This window comes from Idiomarina solivarensis (assembly GCF_033052755.1).
Classification (GTDB): domain Bacteria; phylum Pseudomonadota; class Gammaproteobacteria; order Enterobacterales; family Alteromonadaceae; genus Idiomarina.
In genome coordinates this window covers 445,634-461,383 of the sequence record NZ_JAVFHZ010000001.1, presented here as the reverse complement: position 1 = coordinate 461,383, position 15,750 = coordinate 445,634, and the positions used below count along the sequence as shown (strand labels likewise).

At 44.9% G+C, this 15,750-nt stretch carries 14 protein-coding genes; 6 read left to right on the top strand and 8 right to left on the bottom strand.

Annotated features, from left to right (window positions below; genetic code table 11):
- Positions 1–67: 67 nt before the first annotated feature.
- On the bottom strand, positions 68–1,702 hold the full coding sequence (locus RBK99_RS02205) for a DUF3413 domain-containing protein (protein ID WP_317503005.1): 1,635 nt from the start codon (positions 1,700–1,702) through the stop codon (positions 68–70).
- A 67-nt stretch (positions 1,703–1,769) separates the two neighbouring features.
- On the opposite strand from RBK99_RS02205, the gene yejK reads away from it, so the two are divergent.
- Positions 1,770–2,813: a nucleoid-associated protein YejK gene (gene yejK, locus RBK99_RS02200; RefSeq protein ID WP_317503004.1), complete on the top strand. Its 1,044-nt coding sequence runs from the start codon at positions 1,770–1,772 to the stop codon at positions 2,811–2,813.
- Positions 2,814–2,890: 77 nt separating this feature from the next.
- Here yejK and cspD read toward each other — a convergent pair whose 3' ends face one another.
- Entirely contained in the window at positions 2,891–3,106 is a 216-nt protein-coding gene (gene cspD / locus RBK99_RS02195; protein WP_054487879.1) for a cold shock domain-containing protein CspD, read from the bottom strand.
- Between the two features lie 212 nt (positions 3,107–3,318).
- On the opposite strand from cspD, the gene clpS reads away from it, so the two are divergent.
- Together clpS and clpA are read left to right on the top strand one after the other, a co-directional pair.
- Positions 3,319–3,627 (top strand): ATP-dependent Clp protease adapter ClpS, encoded by a 309-nt coding sequence (clpS, locus tag RBK99_RS02190; protein WP_317503003.1) that lies wholly within the window; start codon positions 3,319–3,321, stop codon positions 3,625–3,627.
- A 27-nt stretch (positions 3,628–3,654) separates the two neighbouring features.
- Positions 3,655–5,922 carry an ATP-dependent Clp protease ATP-binding subunit ClpA gene (gene clpA / locus RBK99_RS02185; RefSeq protein ID WP_317503002.1) on the top strand — a complete coding sequence of 756 codons (2,268 nt, stop codon included), beginning with the start codon at positions 3,655–3,657 and terminating at the stop codon, positions 5,920–5,922.
- Positions 5,923–5,993: 71 nt separating this feature from the next.
- Here the strand turns inward: clpA and infA are convergent, their stop codons facing one another.
- From infA to ald, 6 genes are all read right to left on the bottom strand, one after another.
- Positions 5,994–6,212, bottom strand: coding sequence for a translation initiation factor IF-1 (gene infA, locus RBK99_RS02180; RefSeq protein ID WP_008489926.1), 219 nt, complete (start codon positions 6,210–6,212; stop codon positions 5,994–5,996).
- Positions 6,213–6,221: 9 nt separating this feature from the next.
- Positions 6,222–6,950: an arginyltransferase gene (locus RBK99_RS02175; RefSeq protein WP_317503001.1), complete on the bottom strand. Its 729-nt coding sequence runs from the start codon at positions 6,948–6,950 to the stop codon at positions 6,222–6,224.
- On the bottom strand, positions 6,950–7,660 hold the full coding sequence (gene aat, locus RBK99_RS02170) for a leucyl/phenylalanyl-tRNA--protein transferase (RefSeq protein ID WP_317503000.1): 711 nt from the start codon (positions 7,658–7,660) through the stop codon (positions 6,950–6,952). The genes RBK99_RS02175 and aat overlap by 1 nt, the downstream gene beginning before the upstream one ends.
- Before the next feature lie 11 nt (positions 7,661–7,671).
- Positions 7,672–8,631 (bottom strand): thioredoxin-disulfide reductase, encoded by a 960-nt coding sequence (gene trxB, locus RBK99_RS02165; RefSeq protein WP_317502999.1) that lies wholly within the window; start codon positions 8,629–8,631, stop codon positions 7,672–7,674.
- Between the two features lie 157 nt (positions 8,632–8,788).
- Positions 8,789–10,735: an alpha/beta hydrolase family protein gene (locus tag RBK99_RS02160; protein ID WP_317502998.1), complete on the bottom strand. Its 1,947-nt coding sequence runs from the start codon at positions 10,733–10,735 to the stop codon at positions 8,789–8,791.
- 154 nt (positions 10,736–10,889) lie between these two features.
- Positions 10,890–12,017, bottom strand: a complete 1,128-nt coding sequence (ald, locus tag RBK99_RS02155) for an alanine dehydrogenase (protein WP_317502997.1) — start codon at positions 12,015–12,017, stop codon at positions 10,890–10,892.
- A gap of 141 nt (positions 12,018–12,158) precedes the next feature.
- Between ald and lrp the strand changes: the two genes are divergently transcribed.
- From lrp to lolA, 3 genes are all read left to right on the top strand, one after another.
- The gene (gene lrp / locus RBK99_RS02150) at positions 12,159–12,650 is read left to right on the top strand and encodes a leucine-responsive transcriptional regulator Lrp (protein ID WP_491015850.1); all 492 of its coding nucleotides are present in this window, start codon (positions 12,159–12,161) and stop codon (positions 12,648–12,650) included.
- A gap of 91 nt (positions 12,651–12,741) precedes the next feature.
- Positions 12,742–15,144, top strand: coding sequence for a DNA translocase FtsK (locus RBK99_RS02145; protein WP_317502996.1), 2,403 nt, complete (start codon positions 12,742–12,744; stop codon positions 15,142–15,144).
- Positions 15,145–15,147: 3 nt separating this feature from the next.
- On the top strand, positions 15,148–15,750 hold the full coding sequence (gene lolA / locus RBK99_RS02140) for an outer membrane lipoprotein periplasmic chaperone LolA (RefSeq protein WP_317502995.1): 603 nt from the start codon (positions 15,148–15,150) through the stop codon (positions 15,748–15,750).

The following is a 15,750-nucleotide window of genomic DNA, read 5'->3' as shown; positions in this document are numbered from 1 at the left end:
CTGGATTACCTTAAATTAGCAAGCCTCAACACCATTTAAGGCATTCAACTGCTGCTATTTTCGACAATTACCTATTTTCACCGGTTTTACTGAAACGTTTTAAATCTTTCAATGCATCGATAAGCACCGGAACAGGTGGTTCGGCTTGCTTTTTAAGCTCGAAATCATTGCTGTTATACACGCTAAATTGGCCGCTGTTGTCCAAGATGGTAATTTCTTTCTCGTCGTAGATCACAATGTACGGGCTGTAGGTTTCAACCAAAGGCCAGCGCCGATTAGGGGTCTGTAAACTTTCGCCATTGGTATAATTTTTATGGGATCCGGCACATGAAATACGGCTTTCCAGTATGGTCGGCATAATATCCATAAGGCCTGCAATAGGCTGATTCGCCAGTTCATAGTTTCGCTCCCAAAGAGGCACTTGCATATTTTTAAGAGCAAACTGTTTATTGCCTAGCAGTTCGTCATTTCGTTCGGGTGATAAGGAGGTTATTAACAGCTGGTGCCCTCTGGTGTGTTTAAGCACGTCATCTAAAGCAGGAAGGTCACCTTCTGCTATTAAAACAACATTAATCTGGTTCTGCTTAAGTGCGTTGAAGTTCTCCAGCTCCTGACTGCTCCAGTTACTGTCAAATTGAGACAGCCTTAATGCATCGTTCCAGCCCCTGCTGTGATACCAGTTCACATCAAAATTGAAATCATTAAGTGGTTTGAGGTACGCAGGTTTCAGTTGTTGTCGTTCAATAGATTCCTGATAAAAGTCCGGAAGACCATACAGCACTTGAAACAAGCCACCCTCGCGACTCGGGTGAGCCAGTAGTTGAATATTAGCCCGTTCCAGCTGACTTTCTGCGGTCAATTGCTCTAACTTGTTCTGAATTTCTGCGCTGGCACGTTCAAATAGAATGAGCGTTGTTGATTGTTGAAAGTCGGTTTTCGAGCACAGCAGAGGTTGCTGAGGGTAGTTAAGTTTTATTTGATCCGTCGCCATTAACATCTGCTGTCTGGCTTGATAGCTTTCAACGTCGATAACCCCATGTTTAGCCATTAGGGTCTTGGCTGTTGCAGGGTATGACAAAGGAAACATATCGTCCTGCTGAGTAATAGGATCATAGAGGACGGCATCGGCCCAAACGTGAACACTATGACTTATAAAAAAGCACAAGACGAAAAGAGCGGTTACAGGGGCCCCGATTTTCCGGCGCTGCAGCTCATCAAGTCGTTTCCAGGCCAGGTTTGCTAATAGAAGCTGAATACCGACAATCAGTAAAAATCCAAAAAGAATGGCGGAAATAATAACAAAACTAGCGCCGGTGAAGACTGCTTCAGCGTCACGTGTCATTTGAGCCAAAGAGTAAGTATTCAGGTGGTATCCGTACTGGCGGAAGAAAATGGCATCTGCAATCAATGCGATAAGGCCAAAGGAGGTCACCAAGGCGGCAAAACCGCGAAGTATCTTGGAATAAGGGACCACTAGACAAAACGGAAATATTAAAATAATAAAAAACACGAAAGGCAGAAATGCGAAGTGACCAATCCAGCTAACCAGCATATAAAGATTGCCGATAGCTGTTGGTGATTTCGGGGCCGCTTCAATATATAAAAGGCCAATAAACAAGCAGAGAATAATATTGGCAAAGGTAAACCAATGTCCCCAGCTTATTAGTCGGGCTATTTTATCCCTACGTTGGTACTTTCCCATCGTCTGTCTGTCCCGTGTTACAATGCCGATATAGTAACACAGCAAAACAGCAAGGATAGTCCCCGTTATGCAATTGCGGATAGAAGAAAGTATCATTCATCAGTTTTATCAAAATGATGGGCAAGTTGGTTTGCGGCTAGCGCCGTCTGAGTTAGCTGAGGATGACCAGCTGCATGATTTATTGGTTGAACTCACAGATGTCTACACCAGTAAGCCCGCTAAAGGTTATGCGAGTTTTCTAAAGGAAGGCGAGGACGGTGAGCCTGGTCCTTTTCCAGAGCATTTGTCAGCTTGGTACGATAAGCAGTTAGATTTTGTCGAATTCAGCCAACAGTCAGCGAAATTGCTGCTAGAGCAACTACAGAACTATAATCTGCTCGAAGCCGGTTTTTTACTGGTGACGCGCTATCAGCATATAAGTACTGAGTATTTGTTAGTGTGCTTTTTGCCGGTAAAGGAAGGGGTCACCATTAACCCCGATTTAGCGGTTGATCGGTCGTCTCAATTGGACATTACTAAAGTACAGCTGGCGGCTCGTATCGATTTAACTGAATGGAAAACATCACCCGAAAGTGAGCGCTATATTTCCTTTATAAAAGGACGAGCGGGACGCAAAGTGTCCGATTTTTTCCTCGACTTTTTAGGATGCACAGAGCGTCTGAACTCCAAGGCTAATACGCAGCAGTTGGTTGATTCAGTGCAGGAGTATGCTAAACACTCGGAGTTGGAGACAGAGCAGCGGCAGGCTCTGAGTAAAGCGGCTTATGAATACTGTGATGACCAGTGGAAGCAGGGCGACACAGTAAAAATAAAAGATCTTTCGGAACAGTTTGCAGAGCAATACCCTACCGAAAAGAGTTTTGAGAGCTTCTCTAAAGATTTTGCTGAACAGAATTCACGTGAATTGGTGGATGACTTTCCGGCGGATAAGTCGACATTACGGAAATTGGTAAAGTTTCAGGGGCAGGGAGGCGGTGTCAGTGTTGGTTTTGACCACACAGCCTTAGGTGAAAGAGTACATTACGATGCAGCCACCGATACCTTGACAATAAATGGGACGCCACCGAATTTACGTGATCAATTACGACGTTATTTTGGTATAGATAGCTAGAAGATGCAGTAAGGATAATTAAAACGCCGGATGACCCGGCGTTTTAAAAGTACTTAAATTGTTTGGTGAAGCCGGTATTATTTATCGGCAGGACCGGGAACAATGTTGTTGGCGTGCAAACCTTTGGGCCCTTCTTCGAGTTCAAACTCTACAGGTTGACCCGCTTTAAGTGTGCGATAGCCTTCCATTTCAATGGTTGAATAGTGAGCGAAAATATCACCTTCGCGGTCCTCGCTTTCGATAAAGCCGAAGCCTTTCGAATTATTGAACCATTTGACTTTTCCGGTAGCCATACTTCTACATCCTTCTTCTGCAACAGATAGTTTATTATTATTAGGTGCGTGGCTTGAAAAATCGCCGATTTAGCACCATGTTTAACTCTAGGTGACGTGCGTGATTAGTCAAGCCCTAAAGTTTAAAAAATAATCTAGATTGTTAATATTTTGGTTGTTTTTTTGTGTTTTCGGGTAAATTTAAAACTATTATTTTGACAGGTTGTTAATAAATGAGTCAGTTTGACCACCAGCACCTTAGTGATACAGAGGAAAAGCAGGAGCTCAAGCCACCATCCATGTATAAAGTAATTATCAATAATGATGATTACACCCCCATGGATTTTGTGATTGAAGTATTGATGAGATTTTTTAAGATGGATCAGGAGCGCGCCACGGACACCATGTTACAGGTGCATTATAAAGGGAAGGCCGTTTGCGGTGTCTATTCTGCGGAAATCGCCGAAACAAAAGTCGTACAGGTAAACCAATACGCTCGGGAAAATCAGCATCCATTATTGTGTACTATGGAACAAGATTAAGCCGGGTTGTCTGGTAAGGAGTGGTCTATGTTGAATAAAGCCCTTGAATTAACGCTAAACGATGCGTTTCGGCTAGCGCGCGAACGTAATCATGAACTGATGACAGTTGAGCACTTGTTGGTTGCACTTCTGGATAACCCAGATGCATCAGAAGCGCTTCGTGCCTGCGGGGCAAACTTTCAACAGTTAAAAGAAGAGCTGCTCAGTTATATTGACCGCAGTACGCCGTTATTTGGTCCCGATGAGGAAAGCCCTGATACTCAACCAACCTTGGGTTTTCAACGCGTATTACAGCGTGCGGTATTTCATGTGCAGTCATCAGGTAATGCTGAGGTAACCGGTGCTAATGTTCTTGTCGCTATTTTTAGTGAACAGGAATCGCAAGCGGTTTATTTGTTGAGTAAGAATGATATTACTCGGCTGGACATCGTTAACTTCATTTCGCATGGCATTTCCCGCATTGATGATGAGCCGATTGACGAAGAAATGGCAGAGGAAGAGCATGTTAAATCCAATGAAGAGCAGCAAAGTTACTTGCAGCGCTTCTGTGCGAACCTTAATGTGCAGGCGAAAGAGGGTAAAATTGACCCCTTGATAGGTCGTGATTATGAGCTCGAGCGCTGTGCTCAGATTCTTTGTCGTCGTCGAAAAAACAACCCATTGCTAGTGGGTGAAGCCGGCGTTGGTAAGACAGCCATCGCTGAAGGCTTAGCGTATCGAATTGTTAAAGGTGAAGTTCCTGAGATTTTGGCGGATGCCACTATTTACTCTCTCGATATGGGCGATCTTCTGGCTGGTACAAAGTATCGGGGTGACTTTGAGAAACGCTTTAAAATGCTGTTGAAAGAGTTACAGGAAAAAGACCACGCTATTCTCTTTATTGATGAAATTCATACGATTATCGGTGCTGGTGCAGCCAGTGGCGGTGTTTTAGATGCGTCTAATTTGATCAAACCTTTGCTTTCAAGCGGTCAGTTAAAATGCATTGGCTCAACCACTTACAATGAATTTAAAAATGTCTTTGAGAAAGACCGGGCACTGGTTCGTCGTTTCCAGAAAGTGGACGTGGTTGAGCCTTCTGTTGAAGACACGACTAAGATATTGATGGGGCTAAAGGAACGTTACGAGAGCCACCATGGTATTCGTTATACGCAGCCTGCAATTAAAGCAGCTGCGGAGTTATCGGCTAAATACATTAACGAACGTCATTTGCCGGACAAAGCCATTGATGTGATGGATGAAGCCGGAGCTTCGCAACGTTTATTACCGCCTTCTAAGCGTCGTAAGACGGTGGGAGTATCGGATATTGAAACCATTATTGCGAAAATAGCCCGGATACCGGAACAGTCGGTTTCACGAACCGACCAGGACCTACTGAAACAGCTTGACCGTAACCTGAAAATGGTAGTGTTTGGCCAGGATGAGGCTATTGATAAACTGACAGCTGCTATTCGCCTGTCACGTTCCGGTCTGGCTAATGAAAATCAACCAATCGGTTCTTTCATTTTTGCTGGCCCAACCGGTGTGGGTAAAACTGAAGTAACGCAGCAGCTGGCTAAAGCCATGGGTATTGAGCTGGTACGCTTTGATATGTCGGAGTACATGGAGCGCCATGCGGTCAGCCGTTTAATAGGTGCACCTCCGGGTTACGTTGGCTATGAGCAGGGGGGCCTATTAACCGATGCGGTTATTAAACAACCTCATTGTGTGTTGTTGCTGGATGAACTTGAAAAAGCGCATAGCGATGTTTTCAATATTCTGTTGCAGGTTATGGATAACGGTACCTTAACCGATAATAATGGACGTAAGGCCGATTTCCGAAACGTGATTATAGTGATGACAACCAATGCTGGCGTACGTGAAACGGTACGAAAATCGATTGGCTTTAAACAGCAGGACCACAGCTTCGATGCAATGGCTGAAATCAATAACATTTTCACGCCCGAGTTTCGTAATCGCTTAGACGGAATTGTCTGGTTTAATCATCTGACACCAGAAGTGCTTGAGCAGGTCGTTGATAAGTTTGTTTGCGAGCTGCAGGCTCAGCTAGATAAGAAGGGGGTCTCGCTTGAAGTCGACCCATCAGCCCATGCCTGGATTGCCCAAAAAGGGTATGACAAGGAAATGGGAGCTCGTCCAATGAGTCGGGTCATTCAGGAACACCTGAAGAAAACCTTAGCGAATGAAATTCTATTCGGAAAATTAGCCCGTGGAGGCAGCGTCAAAGTGAGCGCTGATGATAACGATGGATTGCAATTCGAGTACGATAGTAAGAATGAAACCGTCGAAGGCTAAATAGGTAGTCTCCAAAAATGAAAAAACCGGCCATTGCGAAATGAGCCGGTTTTTTTAATCCTCAGTGCGGATTAACGTGCGCGGAAGACGATGCGGCCTTTTGTCAGGTCGTAAGGAGTTAACTGCACAGTCACGGTATCGCCAGTCAGGATGCGAATATAGTGCTTACGCATTTTGCCTGAAATATGGGCAGTAACCACGTGGCCATTTTCCAATTCTACTCGGAACATAGTGTTAGGAAGGGTGTCGAGAACCGTTCCCTGCATCTCAATACTGTCTTCTTTCGCCATTAAAATCCTCTAATATTTGTTTTGAGCTTTAAGTGTGTGCGATTTTAGCTCTTTTTTCCAATGATTGCCAACCAGTCGTTCATATGGCGCAAATCGAACCTTATAATTCATCTTTTTACAGTCATCAATTTGATAACCTAAGTAGAGTCGCGAAACCTGCCGCTGTTGGGCTAGCCTGATCATTTCAAGTATAGCGTAGGTGCCGGGTGAACGCTTTTCCTGTTGAGGATGAAAGAAAGTATAAACGGCTGACATAGCGTCTGCAGTGCGATCCACAACTGACACCATGATTAATTCATTGTTGGCATCGCGCCATTCCAGTAGCTCTGGTTTTAACCAGTCACATGATACCCAGCTCCAGAACTTGTCCGGATCAGGAGGGTACATTTCACCATCCGGGTGCCTTTCCTCAATAAACTTCGAAAACAGCTCACTGTATTCAACTTCTGGTGCTTCTTTAATTTTTAGCTCTAAGTCATTGTTCTTTTTTATTATTCTTTTCTGATTTTTGCTAAAACGAAACTCAGGTACAACAACACGCAATGACTGGCAGGCGCTGCAAATTCTGCAATGGGGACGGTAGACATCGTTGTGACTGCGACGGAAACCGTATTGCATTAATTGCTGGTAGGCACTCGGGTTGAGGCATTCGAGTTCATTCGGCAGGGCGACAACCAGTCGTTCATCTTGAGCGGTTAAATAATGACACGGACTTTCTTTCGTCACTCCAAATTGCACTACAATTCTCCAGAACTAATAATCTCGTGGGGCTGCCAAAAAGTATCGGGCATTGGTTGTTGCTGCGCAATATTGAGCTTCATTAAAAAGCGTTCCCGCTGGAGATTTATAGCTCCGAGTGAAAACAAATGTGGGTTACCCACCTGGCAATCAATTAATTGCCCACCATTTAGCTCAAAGTGTTTGGCAAAACGCAGTAAGGCAACTTTGGATGCATCCGTCTTTTGGTGAAACATGCTTTCACCACAAAACGCCCGACCAACAGAAACCCCATATAAACCGCCAACTAGTTTGTTATCGAACCAAACCTCGACCGAGTGCGCATGACCTAGCTTATGGAGCTTGCAGTACGCCTCAATCATCTCCTCCGTAATCCAGGTACCTTCGTTATCAACACGTTGGTTGGCGCAGGCGTGAACGACTTCAGCAAAGTGATTGTTTATGGTGACCTGCCAATTCGGCTTTTTGTTTGTTTTAGCCAAAGAACGACTGATATGTAGTTTATCGGGAAAGAATACGGCTCGGGGATTTGGAGACCACCATAAAATAGGATCTTCTTCTGAAAACCAGGGAAATATGCCTTGCTGGTATGCGTGTATCAGTCGACCCGGCGATAAATCCCCCCCAACAGCGAGTAAGCCGTTTGGCTCATGTAATGCGGTTGCTGTTGGTGGAAAACTTATCGATGTCGAGTCGAGCTGAACAATCACAGTTCGCGAAACTACGACTTAGTCAAAGCGTCTAAGTAACGCTCGGCGTCTAGCGCAGCCATACAACCTGTTCCTGCTGACGTAACGGCCTGGCGATAGACATGATCCATTACATCACCCGCAGCGAATACACCTGGGACGCTGGTTGCTGTCGCATTGCCCTGCAGCCCACTTTGGACTTGAATGTAGCCGTCCTGCATGTCGAGTTTGCCGTCAAAAATGCCGGTGTTAGGCTGATGACCGATAGCAATAAAGCAGCCAGCCACTTCTAGCTCTTCGGTGCTGCCGTTTTTTGTGTCTTTGATACGAACACCTGTAACGCCAGAGTCATCACCAAGAACCTCATCTAAGGTTTTGTTCAGGTGAAAGGTAATATTGCCGTTCTGTTCTTTTTCATTCAGGCGATCAACCAGGATCTTCTCGGCACGGAAAGTGTCGCGACGATGAATAACGTGGACTTCGCTGGCAATATTAGAAAGATAAAGCGCTTCTTCAACCGCGGTGTTACCACCGCCAACAACGCAGACTTTTTGTTTCTTATAGAAAAAGCCGTCACAAGTTGCACAAGCTGAAACGCCTTTGCCCATGAAGGCTTCTTCGGAGTCTAAGCCTAGGTATTTAGCAGATGCGCCAGTACTGATAATGACAGAGTCAGCAGTGTACTCACCAACGTCACCTTTGAACTGGAAAGGGCGCTTAGAGAAGTCCACGCTGCTGATATGATCAAACACAATTTCAGTGTCAAAACGTTCCGCGTGCTTTTGCATACGTACCATAAGATCCGGGCCAGTTAAGCCTTCTGCATCTCCAGGCCAGTTTTCGACATCTGTGGTAGTTGTTAACTGACCACCTTGTTGCATACCGGTGACCATAACCGGGTCTAAATTAGCGCGTGCGGCATAAACTGCAGCAGTATAGCCAGCGGGGCCTGAACCCAGAATAAGTAATTTGCAGTGCTTGGCTTCAGCCATTAGGAAAACTCCGTTAATTCGATTTTTGATTGTTTGTTCTTTAGCTATGGGGATTGATTGTAGGGTTTACAAGCTTGAGCGACAAGAACTGAAATAAAAAAAGCCCGCAAACTTTTGTTCACGGGCCCGTAACCCATTTCCTATTTTCGATTCTCTATTACAGGCTTTCATCCAAAAATTTCTGTATTGTACTAAAAGCCTTAAGCCGGCTTGGCTCACGATCTAAAAAGTGAGAACCATAATCGAGAGTTATGAACTCGACTGGTTTTCCGGCCTTTTTAAGTGCATCGTAGAGATCCTCTGATTGTGCAATATTAACCCGTGTATCGATATTTCCGTGAATCAATAATATAGGACGTTTAACGTTTTGCACATGATGAATAATCGAGTTTTCACGCATGCGTTTCGCGTCAGCAGGATTATTATAGTTTCCGATCATTCTAGAGCGTAGGGCGCTAAGAATATCAAAAGGACTATCGTTCTCTACCAAACTGTTTAAATCACTAACGCCAGCGATACTAACAAAGCAACGAAAGCGTTCGGGCGTTTTAAAGGCTGCAGTAAGTGCAACGTAACCACCGTAGCTTGCACCAACAGCGCACATTTTATTACCATCGATACCTGGTTGAGCAACAGCCCAATCGACTGCAGCCATAACATCGTCCTGCATTTTTAGGCCCCACTGGCCATACCCTGAGGCTTCAAAAGCCGTACCATAACCGGATGAACCCCGAAAGTTAGGTTGCAATACCGCATAGCCTTGGCTCGCAAAAAACTGCACCGCGTAATCAAAATATTTATAGTCTCGACTACTTGGGCCGCCATGAGGAAAAACAATCAACGGAACCTTACCGCTGCTATTTAGAGGTCTCGTGAGGTAGCCATGAATGGTTAAGCCATCTTCAGTTTGAATGCTAAAATTCTCCTTTTTAGCCAGCCCTTTACCTTCTAAATAAGGATACTCGCTATACCACGGAGTGGCTTTACCCTTCTCAAGATCAATTAAAAAATACCGTCCGGGGATATTATCTTTTACTCCATAAACAAGTAGTTTCTGTTTGCTTTTACTGCGTGAAACGATATAGGTTTCTAGTTGTTTAAATGTATTACTGATCAACTGGCTTTGTTTATTATCAACTTCATCGAAATAATGCTTTTTTAAATAATCGTCGAAGTAAGTAACGCCAATAATTTCGTCATCTTTTTCAATTATGGAATTTACATCATACTTAGGATTCGTGTAGATGAGATCGACGTACTTGCCAGTTTTTATATTAAAGGTATAAAGCGACACTCTGCCGATTTTGTGGGCAGACAAGACGTAAGCCAGTTGCCGTTCAGAATCAAATCCTACAGGATTGAAGTAAGCTTCTTTGGTTACTTCGAAAGATTTAAGCTTCTTCCACTCACTAGAATTCTTCTCTAAATACCAAAAGGTTCGTAACAGTGGGTTTCTGTCGTCATAGGCTAACCCCAATACAACTTGACCTTTACTGTCAGTATACCAGGACGACACTTCGTAACGGTTAACTAGTAGCTTTTCGAATGTATTATCGTAAACATTAACCTTGTAGGGAACGGGGTAGCTTTCCCGTTGGTTATAACCTTGTAAGATAATGTGACGAGGATCATCATCCAGATAACTCAATACATTATCGTTATCGCGAAAACGAGCCAGAGAATCATCCTTCTGCGCCCGACGCTTTATTTCGATGAAATTGCTGCCATCGCGGTTTACCGCGTATAAGCGACCAATTTTAAAATTTTTCCCCGCAATATTTTCAACGAAACTAGATGAAATTAGCAGTCGTTCGTTGTTGATCCACTCAATCCATTCGATTCGAGCTTCACCTTCTTTGAGAGTGGCCACTGTGATTAAATCTTGTTTACCGAAAGGCGTTACAGCGACATCATAAGTGTCGCCGTTGCTTACCATTACGGCAATATGTTTGCCGTCAGGAGAGACACTAGGCTGTTGAACCATTGGTAAATGCGCGAATTGCTTTACATCAGTCGTGTTATCGACTGCGGAGCTTGTTGACGTAAAGCCTGAAAAGAGAAGAGAAATAGCGACAATCTTTATTATTATTTTTATCATAGTCATAAGGTATCGTTAAAAAGAAGTAACAGCTTACAGAGTGGGAGGCTTTTTTTCAATAATTCACCTTGCTCAATACCAATAGCCATCGTCCTATAGTGCAATAAAAAAAGCCCGCAAACTTTTGTTCACGGGCTTTAAAGTAGGGGGGCGTTTTACTCTAGCTTTGCAGCGCTTCGCGCGGCTCTTGATAATCCAGACCCAGTTGTTGGCCTAAGTCATCATGAATTGCTTTATAAGTAATTTTGCCTTTGTGCATGTTCAGACCACGCAGCAGGTGTTCGTTTTCTAACATGGCTTTTACGCCCTTATTTGCTAACGCAATACCGTATGGCAAGGTCGCATTATTCAGCGCGATAGTCGAGGTGCGTGCAACGCCGCCCGGCATGTTGGCAACGCAGTAATGAACAACATCGTCAATGATGTAAACAGGGTCCTGATGTGTTGTTGCTTTTGATGTTTCGAAGCAACCGCCCTGATCAATAGCAACGTCGACCAGGACCGAACCTGGTTTCATGTTGCCGATGTTGTCGCGCGTCAGCAGTTTGGGGGCAGCAGCACCCGGAATAAGAACCGCACCAACCACTAAGTCTGCTTCGCGAGAATATTTATCGATAGCATCAACGGTAGAATAAACGGTTTGTACACGACCAGCGAAAATATCATCCAGTTCACGCAAACGAGGCAGAGAGCGATCCAGAATAGTGACTTCTGCGCCCAGACCAATCGCCATTTTAGCTGCGTTAGTACCAACAACACCGCCGCCAATGATCAGTACTTTGCCCGGCGCTACACCCGGAACACCACCTAGCAAAGTACCGCTACCGCCGTGTGCTTTCTCGAGGTAATGCGCACCGGCCTGAATAGACATACGGCCGGCAACTTCGCTCATAGGAGCCAACAGGGGCAAACCGTTACGGTTATCGGTGACAGTTTCGTAAGCAATAGCAGTACAGCCAGCTTTACCCAATAGCTCAGTCTGAGTTGGGTCAGGCGCTAAATGAAGAAAAGTATAAAGAATTTGACCTTCACGAAGCATTTTGCACTCGTTCGGTTGAGGTTCTTTCACCTTTACTATCATGTCGGCACGCTGGAAAATCTCTTCTGGTGTATCAATAATGGTTGCGCCAGCTTCCATGTACTGTTCATTAGTAAAGCCTATTGCCGCACCACCGTTATTCTCAATGATGACATCGTGGCCATTTTCCACGTATTCACGCACAGCCGCTGGAGTTAAGCCGATACGGTATTCGTGGTTTTTAATCTCTTTTGGTACACCAATTAGCATTGTCTGCCTCTTACAATTTTCGTGTTTAATGGAAATTATTTGGCGCAAATTATAGACGCAAACTATAGTGCATGACTTACTTTTTTTAAGTTATTTTTTGGTGTGATATACTGTTTAAAGTTAACTATTTAGAGATTTATTATGTTTAATGCGGAGCAACCAGCAGAAGTCACTATTGATAAGACGGACAGAAAGATCCTGCGTCTTTTGCAGGATGATGGGCGCATGTCAAATGTGGAGTTGGCAAGGCGTGTAGGCCTTAGTCAGACAGCTTGTCTGGAACGGGTGCGCAAGTTGGAGCGAGAGCAGGTCATTGAAAGTTACCACGCAAGGATTAATCCTGCTAAATTAGGCGCTAACTTGATGGTTTTTGTGGAAATTACGCTAACGAGAACCTCCGCCGATGCCTTTGCTGAATTTAGCGATGCTGCGCGTAAAACGGATGAAATCCTCGAATGCCATTTAGTTGCGGGTGATTTTGATTTTTTGATAAAAGCTCGCGTTCCGGATATGCGGGCTTATCGTAAACTATTAGGCGAAACCCTGTTAATGATGCCCGGCGTTGATGAATCTCGAACGTATGTCGTGATGGAAGAAGTAAAACAAGAAAATAAAGTATTGGTAAAGGGGTAACATTAGGGCTGACATTCGATACAATCATGCGGATACTGATGCACTGATATATTTTCAACGAATTACATAACGAAGGCGCTGCAATAAGATAATGACAGGTGTACAGAGAGTTTTAGAAGCAGGGTTGCTAATAAGTGGTGCGCTAGCCATTTTCATTTTTTTGTCCTTGGTGAGTTTTAACCCTGCTGATCCCAGTTGGTCACAGACCGGTTATGAAGGAAGCATACATAATGCAGGCGGCGCTGTAGGCGCTTGGGTGTCTGATGTTCTCTTGTTTTCCCTTGGTTTTGTTGCCTACCTTATCCCTTTTGGCTTTGTTGGCCTTGGTTATCTGCTGTTCCGTAAAACGTATCACCTGTTAGAAATGGATTATTTGGCGGTCAGCCTGAGGATGATAGGCGCGATGCTTGCGCTCATTGGTGCTTCCGCACTGTCGTCTATGAACTTTGATGATATTTTTTATTTTTCCGCCGGCGGTGTTATCGGAGATGTTATAGCAACGTCGTTGTTACCCTATTTAAACTTCGTCGGCACCACCTTACTTTTACTGACCTTCTTTTTCACCGGGGTTACCTTAGTGACAGGCATAAGCTGGTTGCAGGTTGCAGACAAGCTGGGCGAATGGGTAATAGAAGGTGTTCTTTGGTTGGTGGAGAAAATTAAAATTCTTTGGCAAAGCCGTGGAAGTTCGGAGACTGAAAACAATGAGGCAGACGAACCACCGTTTGAAGACGATTCAGACGACAGACTCAGTGAAAAAGAACCTGCCAGCTTAACCAGCGATTTATTTGGTAGCAGCAAACAAGAACCTGTATTGAGCTTGCCATCAATGAACGCTGTTGATGCTGATAACGATGACGAGAATGATGTCTCCAGATTTAGTAAACCTGCTGCTAAGAAGAAAGAAGCGGTAAAGGAATCTGCGACTTCAAGCTCAGCCGGTGAGTCAGCTCAAGCAGAAGAAATAAAAGAAGAAAGCACAAGTGAAGGCGAGTTACTTCCGCCACTGCCTTCGATAGAACTTCTGGACCGCCCAAACAAAAAAGAAAACCCAATAACGCAGGAAGAACTTGATCAGGTATCCCGTACGGTCGAAACCGTGCTTAAGGACTTTGGGGTTGATGTGCGTGTGGCGCATGTTCAGCCGGGGCCAGTCATTACGCGTTTTGAGCTTGATTTAGCACCGGGCGTTAAGGTATCTAAAATTTCCAATCTGGCAAAAGATATTGCCCGTACCTTATCTGCGGTGGCTGTTCGTGTGGTTGAGGTTATTCCGGGGAAATCATACGTTGGTCTGGAGTTACCGAATAAACATCGTGAAATTGTTCAGCTTAGTGAGGTTATTAATAGTGATCAATTCACTAATAGCGGTTCTCCACTAACAATGATTCTGGGTAAAAACATTGCCGGCACACCGGTCGTCGTCGATCTAGCGAAAATGCCTCATCTGTTGGTTGCCGGTACGACGGGTTCCGGAAAGTCTGTTGGCGTTAACGTCATGATTCTGAGCTTGCTTTATAAGAGTACACCAGAAGACGTTCGCCTTATAATGATCGACCCTAAGATGCTTGAGTTGTCAGTCTACGAAGGTATTCCACACTTATTGACAGAAGTGGTAACCGACATGAAAGATGCAGCCAATGCGCTGCGTTGGTGTGTTGGTGAAATGGAGCGCCGATATAAACTGATGTCGGCTCTGGGCGTACGAAACCTGAAAGGCTATAACGCGAAAGTTAAGGCTGCGCAGGAAGCCGGAGAGCCGCTTCGCGATCCTATCTGGAAACCTGGTGACTCTATGGATGAGTTACCCCCTCTGCTTGAAAAACTGCCTAACATCGTTGTGGTGATTGATGAGTTTGCCGACATGATGATGATTGTCGGAAAGAAAGTGGAAGAGCTTATTGCCCGGATTGCCCAGAAAGCGCGAGCGGCTGGTATTCATTTAATTTTGGCTACCCAGCGTCCGTCAGTGGATGTCATTACGGGCTTAATAAAAGCAAACATCCCCACCCGAATTGCTTTTCAAGTGTCGTCTAAAGTGGACTCCCGAACAATTCTTGACCAACCGGGCGCTGACCAGCTATTAGGGCAGGGCGATATGCTGTATTTGCCTCCCGGCAGTGGCTCTCCAGTTCGTGTACATGGTGCCTTTGTTGATGATCATGAAGTGCACGCGGTGGTGAAAGACTGGAAGAAGCGGGGACGACCCAATTACTTAGAAGAAATCTTATCGGGTGATCAGGGCGAAGAAGCGCTTTTACCGGGGGAGCAACAGGAGTCAGATGATGCTGAATCTGACCCGCTGTACGACGAAGCGGTGGCTTTTGTCACAGAAACCCAGAGAGTTTCAGTGTCCAGTGTCCAACGTAAGTTTCGTATTGGTTATAACCGAGCGGCTCGTATTGTCGAACAAATGCAAATGAGCGGTGTCGTAAGTAGTGCTGGTAATAATGGTCAGCGCGATGTACTGGCCCCAAGAGCACCAAGGGATTAATTCATGAAAACAGTTGTATTTGCCATTGTTATGGCCATTTCTTTTAATGTGTTCGCTGTTGGCAGTGAGTCCGATAAGCAGGAACTCCAACGACTACTAAAACAAACCCAAAGCTTATCTGCTGAATTTGAACAAAAGGTAAAAGATGAGCAAGGGGCAGTTTTACAAACGTTAAGCGGCACGTTAAAGCTTAAGCGTCCAGCTAACCTTTATTGGCACACCAGGCAGCCTGATGAGAGCGTCATGGTCGCTAACGGCAATAAGGTTTGGTACTACAATCCTTTTGTTGAACAGGTGACCGTCTACGCGCAGCAAGATATGGTTGACGATAGCCCACTGCTGCTGGTTTTGGATAGCAATGGGAAACAGTGGGAAAACTACACTGTTCGTGCAGAAGGCACTCGCTATTTTGTTGAACATGCTACCAATGGCAGTCAACTTGAGCTTGCCTTTAACGATGAAAAGTTAACAGAGATAACGATGATTCAGGCGCAGGGCGAACGAACTGAATTGATGTTGAGAAATGTGACGTTGAATAAGGCGATTAGCGACGAGCAGTTTGTTTTTGACGTGCCTGCCGGCGTTGATGTTGACGACCAAAGTTAA

What these genes read in the sequence shown, in the direction of transcription:
- RBK99_RS02205 (WP_317503005.1), bottom strand. Translation starts at nt 1,702, where the DNA reads ATGGGAAAGTACCAACGTAGGGATAAAATAGCCCGACTAATAAGCTGG.
- yejK (WP_317503004.1), top strand. Translation starts at nt 1,770, where the DNA reads ATGCAATTGCGGATAGAAGAAAGTATCATTCATCAGTTTTATCAAAAT.
- cspD (WP_054487879.1), bottom strand. Translation starts at nt 3,106, where the DNA reads ATGGCTACCGGAAAAGTCAAATGGTTCAATAATTCGAAAGGCTTCGGC.
- clpS (WP_317503003.1), top strand. Translation starts at nt 3,319, where the DNA reads ATGAGTCAGTTTGACCACCAGCACCTTAGTGATACAGAGGAAAAGCAG.
- clpA (WP_317503002.1), top strand. Translation starts at nt 3,655, where the DNA reads ATGTTGAATAAAGCCCTTGAATTAACGCTAAACGATGCGTTTCGGCTA.
- infA (WP_008489926.1), bottom strand. Translation starts at nt 6,212, where the DNA reads ATGGCGAAAGAAGACAGTATTGAGATGCAGGGAACGGTTCTCGACACC.
- trxB (WP_317502999.1), bottom strand. Translation starts at nt 8,631, where the DNA reads ATGGCTGAAGCCAAGCACTGCAAATTACTTATTCTGGGTTCAGGCCCC.
- RBK99_RS02160 (WP_317502998.1), bottom strand. Translation starts at nt 10,735, where the DNA reads ATGACTATGATAAAAATAATAATAAAGATTGTCGCTATTTCTCTTCTC.
- ald (WP_317502997.1), bottom strand. Translation starts at nt 12,017, where the DNA reads ATGCTAATTGGTGTACCAAAAGAGATTAAAAACCACGAATACCGTATC.
- lrp (WP_491015850.1), top strand. Translation starts at nt 12,159, where the DNA reads ATGTTTAATGCGGAGCAACCAGCAGAAGTCACTATTGATAAGACGGAC.
- RBK99_RS02145 (WP_317502996.1), top strand. Translation starts at nt 12,742, where the DNA reads ATGACAGGTGTACAGAGAGTTTTAGAAGCAGGGTTGCTAATAAGTGGT.
- lolA (WP_317502995.1), top strand. Translation starts at nt 15,148, where the DNA reads ATGAAAACAGTTGTATTTGCCATTGTTATGGCCATTTCTTTTAATGTG.